Origin of the sequence: Kocuria sp., from assembly GCF_030536815.1 — a bacterium.
GTDB lineage: Bacteria > Actinomycetota > Actinomycetes > Actinomycetales > Micrococcaceae > Kocuria > Kocuria gwangalliensis.
The window spans coordinates 1-4488 of sequence record NZ_JAUNPE010000163.1; the positions used below are offsets into that span (position 1 = coordinate 1).

Genomic DNA, 4488 nt, shown 5'->3' on the forward strand with positions numbered 1-4488 from the left:
GAACTACCACACAGAATATGCGAGTTCATAGAAAAAACCGGGATTGCCCGCGGTCACGAAAGTGGGTTCATCCTTCAGGTCCCAGCGCCCAGAGCATTGGTGGCCCCTACCGGCTCGAGCTCCAGCACCCCCTCGGGTGCTGGAGCTCGGCGTCGTTGTCTCACGTGGTGAATTCAGGCATCACGTGGTCAACGAAGTACTGCAGCGAGCGCTTCTTCTCCTCGTGAGTCATGGAGTTGTCCGTCCAGAAGGAGTACTCGTCGTAGCCCATGTTCTCGTAACCGCGCACGCGCTCAATGACTTCATCGGGTGTCCCGATCACGGAGTTGCGGCGAATCGTTTCCAACTCGAACTCGGGGCGCTCCGCAAAGTTCTCCTCCGGCGTCGGCTCGAGGAAACCGTTGTGGGGATTTTTCTTCCCGAAAGCCCATGCGGAGAATGTGCGGTAGAACTTGCTGATCCCCGCCGCTCCTGCGCCCCAGCCCTCGGGGTCTTCCGGGGAGTGCACATAGGTGTGACGCAGCACCATGATGTCGGGCGTGAAATCCGGGTCGGAGTTGTGCTTACAAGCTTCGTCGAACTTGTTCTTGAGGTCCTGTACCTCTTCATCCCCCTTCATGAGGGGGGTGACCTGCACATTGCATTGGTTGGCTATCGCGAACTCATGGGTTTCCGGGGTCCGCGCCGCGACCCAGATGGGCGGGTTGGGTTTCTGTACCGGTTTGGGTACGGATGTGGACACCGGGAACTGCCACAGCTCGCCGTCGTGGGCGTAGTCACCCTCCCACAGTTTGCGTACGGCAGGCACCAGTTCTCGCAAATACTTGCCGCCATCGGAGGCGGGCATGCCGCCGGCCATGCGGTTGAACTCGAACTGGTAAGCCCCCCGGGCCACCCCGAGTTCAGCCCGTCCACCGCTGATGACGTCCAACAGAGCCGTTTCACCGGCAGCACGAATGGGGCTCCAGAACGGGGCGATGATGGTTCCCGCCCCCAGATGGATGGTGGATGTCTTGGCCGCCAGGTACGCCAACTGCGGCATGGGATTGGGTGATGCCGTGTACTCCATCGAGTGGTGCTCACCGATCCAGACGGTGCCGAACCCACCGGCCTCGGCCAGTTGCACCAGCTCCACCAGATTGGCCCAGTGTTGCTCCTCACTGATTGCGTCGTCCCAACGTTCCATGTGGATGAAGAGCGAAAAACGCATCGGCTTCTCCTTTGTTCCTGTCCCCGGACAGCGGTGTCCGAGTACCTACTTGTTCGCGGAGGCTCGCTCCGCGACGGTTTGATTGGCGCGGGCCCAATACCGGGGCTCCACCTCTCGCACGATCACCGTGATGTTCTCGGGCGCGGCTCCCACGGAATGCTCGACGGCGTCGTGCACGTTGGCGATGAGGTCCCGCAATTGTTCGGGCGTGCGGCCCCGGGCAATGGAGATGTCCACGAGTGGCATGACGTCACCCCCGCATCACGAACGGATCGGCCACGGGACCTTCGTCCGTGTTGATCCAAATGCTCTTGAGCCGGGTGTATTCGTTCATGGATTCCAGCCCGTGCTCCACGCCCACTCCGGACTCCTTGAACCCCTGCCGCGGAGACATGGGGGACATGGCGCGGTAGGTGTTGAGCCAGATGGTCCCGGCTTCCAACCGCTGAGCCATGCGCATGGCTCGCTGCAGGTTGCTCGTCCAGACCCCGGCCGCCAGCCCGTAATTGGTGTCGTTGGCCAGGTGCAGGACCTCGTCCTCGGTGTCGAAGGGCATGATCGCGGCCACCGGGCCAAAGATTTCCTCGCGACACACGCGCATCTCGTTGGTCGCCTCGGTCAGCACGGTGGGCTGCAGGAAGTACCCCGGCAGCTCGATGTCCGGACGCTCCCCTCCCGAGTGCACCGAAGCACCCTCGTTGACGCCCAACTCGATGTAGGAACGCACTTTGGCGAGTTGATCCTCGAACGCCAGGGGGCCCAGTTCGGTCCCGTCGTCCAGCGGGTCCCCGATCTTGATGCTCGAGGCTCGTTCGCTCACGCGTTCCAGCAATTCGTCGTAGACGCTGCGATGCGCGAACACGCGGCTGCCGGCAATGCAGGTCTGCCCGGCCGCGGCAAAGATGCCGGCGACGACGCCCATGGCCGCGTTGGGCACGTCGGCGTCCTCGAACACAATGTTCGGACTTTTCCCGCCGAGTTCCAACGTGCAGCCGATAAAGCGGCTAGCGGCAGAGGCGGCGATGGCCGACCCGGTCTTCGTGGATCCGGTGAAGGAGATCTTGGCGATGCGTGGGTTGTCCACCAGTGCCGCTCCCGCCTCACCCCCGAAACCGGCAACCGCGTTCACGGCGCCCGCCGGGAAACCGGCTTCAACGGTCAGTTCCGCGAGACGCAGGATTGTACGGGATGTGTACTCGCTGGGTTTGATGACCATGGTGTTGCCCGCGGCCAGCGCCGGCGCCAGTTTGGACACCGTGAGCGTGAGCGGCGAGTTCCACGGGGTGATCGCCCCCACCACGCCCAGTGCCTCACGCTGGGTGAAGTTCAACACCTCGGGCGAGTTCGTGGGGATCTGTGAGCCCTGCACCTTGTCCGCCAGGCCCGCGTAGTAGTAGAGGTACTCGGGCAAGGACTTGAGCTGGCCGCGCATCTCGCGCAGCAGCTTTCCGTTGTCCAGGCTCTCGAACCGCGCGAGTTCCTCTGCGTTTGCGGCGACAGCGTCCCCCAGGCGACGCAGCAGGTGGCCGCGCTTTGTGGGCGTGGTGCGCTGCCACGCGCTGGACTCGAAAGTCCGGCGAGCGGCGTCGACGGCGGTTCGAACGTCTTCTTGGTTGCCGCGAGCGGCCTCGTAGAGCACCTCGAGAGTGGCGGGGTTGGTGCTCTCGAAATAGCTTCCGTCGGACGGTTCGCGATACTCACCGTCAATGAAATGTCCGATGCGCTCAGTCATCGTGTGCTCCTCCCTGGATCAGTGTTGTCAGGCTTTCGGTCAGCTGGTCAGGGGCCTCCACGGGCAGCATGTGCCGCACGCCGGGCAGGACGCGCACGGCGCAACGGGGAATCAACCGCTGCAACCGGTACGACATCTGCGGGGTGGAGCCCGGGTCCAGTTCTCCGGTGATCGCCAGCGTGGGTGCGGCAATCTTCGGTAGTGCTGCGGCGACCTCGCGGTCCCCCGTAGCGAACACCCGGTACGCGTACAAATAGGACTCCACGTTATTGGCCAGCAATACCTCGCGCGTGGCTACCCGTTCCGTCTCCGCGGCGGGTCCGTTCGTCGGAAACCAGCGGTCGACGGCGCGGCGCATGCTTTCGTGGAAATCGGTGCGTGCCAGCTCAAACCGCTGCCGAACGGCGTCGGCCTCCTCCTGGGTGCGCTCGCACACCGCGCTCACGCACGCCAGCGTCAGTACGCGGTCCGGGTGATGCGCTGCGATGTACTGCGCGATCAGCGCCCCGAGTGAGAACCCCACGAGATGAACCGGGCCCTCGGGCATGCGCCGCAACACGTCCCCGGCGAGATCCGCTAGTGAGACCTCGTGGGTGAGTGGCGGCTGAGCGCCGTGACCGGGCAGATCCAGCGCCACGGCACGGTCCCCGAACGACGGGCCCACCTTGTCCCATACGGTGTGGTCCAATCCCACGCCGTGCAGGAACACCACTGGGGCTTCCTGCACGGCGCGCTGCGGCGCGATGCTCACTGGTCCGCGGACAACGGGGCCAGGCGCTGCTGCGGCCGTCCCTGCGCGGCACCGGCCAGGGCGATCACGATCTCGTCCGCGTGCGGGGCGTCTGCGATACGCACCTCGAGCGACTGGTGATGCGAGCGGATGGTCGCGTCCGTGAAGTGCTTGAGCGGGATGTCGAACACGGTTCCGGCAGCGGCGCGCTTCTCGACGGCGGGCAACAGGGTGGACGCCTGAGCGGCGTCCCGGAAGTGATTGCCGAACTTCAGGGTATGAATCAGTGCGGAGCCATGCTCGATCTCACCATCCAACCCCACGATCGCGGCTTTTCCGTACGCCTCCAAAGGAGCGTCCAGCGCCTCCATGACCCGGGGGGCCAGCAGAGCGCCGAGGTCCGAAGCCACGGCGTCGATCCCGGCGCTGAGATCGTCCACGAATCCCTGCCCCTTCCAGGGGTTCTCGATGGTCGCCGCCACCATGACCACGCGAGCGGTGGGTTCCACGGGGCGGCCGCCCTCGGTCAGGGTCTCTTCCACCAGGGTGGTGATCTTACGAACGTTCATGCCAGTAGTCCTTTCAGGATGTCGGTGGACACCGCAGGATCAGTACTGCGATCCCCGATGCGATGGAACGGACGGGGACCGTCCGCTGCGGCTGCCACCACGCAGATCTCATCCGCGTGGGGGGAATCAGCCAGATGAATGTCCAGCGTCTGGTAATGCTTGCGGGACGTCGCGTGCGTTTTGTGCCACAGGGGCACCCGCAGCTCGGTTCCGGGTTCACCGCGTCCGTCCGCAAAGCACAGGACCG

6 protein-coding genes are annotated in these 4488 nt (G+C 64.5%); all 6 read right to left on the minus strand.

Going from position 1 to position 4488, the window contains the following annotated elements; genetic code table 11:
• Positions 1-160: 160 nt before the first annotated feature.
• Entirely contained in the window at positions 161-1210 is a 1050-nt protein-coding gene (locus Q4E95_RS11295; RefSeq protein ID WP_303383401.1) for an LLM class flavin-dependent oxidoreductase, read from the minus strand.
• Positions 1211-1255: 45 nt separating this feature from the next.
• Positions 1256-1456 carry a tautomerase family protein gene (locus tag Q4E95_RS11300; RefSeq protein WP_303383402.1) on the minus strand — a complete coding sequence of 67 codons (201 nt, stop codon included), beginning with the start codon at positions 1454-1456 and terminating at the stop codon, positions 1256-1258.
• A gap of 4 nt (positions 1457-1460) precedes the next feature.
• Entirely contained in the window at positions 1461-2942 is a 1482-nt protein-coding gene (locus Q4E95_RS11305; protein WP_303383403.1) for an aldehyde dehydrogenase, read from the minus strand.
• Complete coding sequence (locus Q4E95_RS11310) at positions 2935-3693, minus strand: alpha/beta fold hydrolase (RefSeq protein ID WP_303383404.1); 759 nt, start codon at positions 3691-3693, stop codon at positions 2935-2937. The genes Q4E95_RS11305 and Q4E95_RS11310 overlap by 8 nt, the downstream gene beginning before the upstream one ends.
• A complete protein-coding gene (locus Q4E95_RS11315) occupies positions 3690-4241 on the minus strand; it encodes an amino acid synthesis family protein (protein WP_303383405.1) in 552 nt (183 codons plus the stop codon). The genes Q4E95_RS11310 and Q4E95_RS11315 overlap by 4 nt, the downstream gene beginning before the upstream one ends.
• On the minus strand, positions 4238-4488 hold a 251-nt coding region (locus Q4E95_RS11320), incomplete at its 5' end, for an amino acid synthesis family protein (protein ID WP_303383406.1). The genes Q4E95_RS11315 and Q4E95_RS11320, both read right to left, overlap by 4 nt.